Origin of the sequence: Spirillospora sp. NPDC046719, assembly GCF_040645715.1 — a bacterium.
Lineage (GTDB): Bacteria > Actinomycetota > Actinomycetes > Streptosporangiales > Streptosporangiaceae > Spirillospora.
In genome coordinates this window covers 1-2063 of record NZ_JBEYYT010000818.1, presented here as the reverse complement: position 1 = coordinate 2063, position 2063 = coordinate 1, and the positions used below count along the sequence as shown (strand labels likewise).

Below are 2063 nucleotides of genomic sequence, written 5' to 3'. Positions count from 1 at the left end.
CCCCGGGTCGCGCCACCCCACCACCCCCCTCCGTCAGGGACGAATCGCCCTTGCGTGAGGCGCGAAGAGCGGCAACAGGACACGAGGCCCGGGCCGCCTTTCCCGCCGAAAAAATACCGAGAAGAATGTGGCCTGAACGCCCTTGAACGGCATCGAATGTCGGTCACGCAGGGTACTATTTACGTATGCAATCAGTGACGGTCGAGCTTGAGGCCGCGTCCACCATGGAACTGGTGAACGCGCTATCAACCATCGCCACTGAACTCGCATCACGAGAAGCCCCAGAATCAGCGGCCGCATGCTTGGAACTCACCGAAACCCTCGTGGCCGCGTCCGATATGCAGGAAAGCGCGCTCGCCGGATTCATCGGCCGAGTCGACGCCTGCGGAGAGCAGGCCCGGTGGGGATATCCCTCCACCCAAGCGTGGCTGCGGTCGAGTTTGGGCATGCGCGACAGCCGAGCCAAGGAGCGCCTCACCCTCGCCCGGCAGAGCCACCGCCTACCGGAGGTCTGCGCACAGCTGGCGGCCGGGGAGCTGTCCTACGGCTACGCGGCCACCGTCGCCGACTCGGTCGCCCGCCTGGACGACACCGACTGCGCCGAGGCCGAGACGACCCTGCTGGGCTTCGTCGACCAGGGCTTCTCGGCCGGGAAGGTCGCCGCGTTCGGCCGCCGCATCCGCGACCTCATCGCCGAACGCGATGACACCGAGAACGCCCCCGACGAGGACACCAAGCGCGGCTACGACAAGTCGTGGCTCACCACCACCCGTTCGCTGGACGGCGGCCGGTACGTCAAGGGGTGGCTGAACCCCGAAGACGCCGCGATCTGGGACGGCACGCTCGCTCCGCTGGCCAAGCCGGCCGGGCCCGACGACCGTCGTGACCTCGCCGAACGCACGGCGGCGGCGCTGTCGAGCGTCCTGTCGGGTGGGCACAAGGCATCGAAGGTCACCGTGATCTGCGACCTGGAGACGCTGACTGGGGGCAACGCCCCCGCCCGCCTCACCGACGGCACCCCCATCCCCGCCGCACAAGCCCGCCGCATCGCGCTGGCCGCCGGAGTGTCACCCCTCCTCCTCGGACGCGGAAACACTCCGCTCTACCTGGGCTACCGGGAACGGTTCGCCTCCGCAGCACAACGACAGGTGCTGGAGACGCTCTACCCCTCGTGCGCGGTGCGAGGCTGCGAAGTGCCCGGGACACTGTGCGAAGTGGACCACGTGCACGGCTGGGCGCTCGGACGATCGCCCACCGACATCGACCAACTCGCACTCGCCTGCGGATGGCACAACCGCTTCAAGCACAGTCGCCCCGACCAGATCCAGATCACCAAGGATCAGGATGGGCGATACGTCTACCGGCTCCTGCCTCCGGCCGACGGCCGAGCCAGAACCGGGACCGGGCCGCCGGGAAGCATCGGCCCACCCGATAGCTCCGCGCTCGACTGGGCCGCATAACCGCACCACTCCCGCAATACCGCCGCGCTCGGCCATGCCCTGTGCCGGTCCGCCCGCATCCACACTGATGACGGGCGGCCCCGGCATGCCCGCACCACAGGCGACCGTCCCACACCGGCTGCGCCTGTCCTCTCCAGACGGCGTTTAGCGGAGGCCCCAGCCCACCCGTTCACTACGCCGCCCTGCGGCATCGGTCAACCCGGTTCCCACTGGACCGAGCCGCATCACCGCCCCGTTGCTAGCAACATAAGCGCCCGCCACGCCCTGCGCCGATGTGCGCCCGCATCCATTCCGATGACGGGCGATCCAGTCGGCCTGCATGCCGCATGCACCCTGACAGCGCGATATCGGGACGACTTGCGCGATACCGCTTCAGCGGTCAACGCCCTATGGCAGCCGCATCGCGCGTTCCCGCAGCCCCAACGGCCAGAGTGATCGGATGCTTTAGCAGCCATGGCGTGTTGTGAGTGGCCGCTGCCTCCCGCGAAGGAAGTTCTGGGCCTTTCCGCCGAGGGATCTGGTGATGGTGTTGGGGAACTGCTGGTGCCCTGCCCTTGCCTCCTTGCTGCCTCTTGGTACCTGACGGAGGGGGGTGGTGGGGTG

At 68.3% G+C, this 2063-nt stretch carries 1 protein-coding gene; it reads left to right on the top strand.

Annotation, left to right across the window (positions count from 1 at the left end; genetic code table 11):
- The first annotated feature begins 185 nt into the window (after positions 1-185).
- The gene (locus tag ABZ914_RS50595) at positions 186-1460 is read left to right on the top strand and encodes an HNH endonuclease signature motif containing protein (RefSeq protein ID WP_500201711.1); all 1275 of its coding nucleotides are present in this window, start codon (positions 186-188) and stop codon (positions 1458-1460) included.
- Positions 1461-2063: the final 603 nt, after the last annotated feature.

Bases quoted from the DNA above. Each gene is read 5' to 3' on its own strand.
- ABZ914_RS50595 (WP_500201711.1), top strand. From the start codon at position 186: ATGCAATCAGTGACGGTCGAGCTTGAGGCCGCGTCCACCATGGAACTG.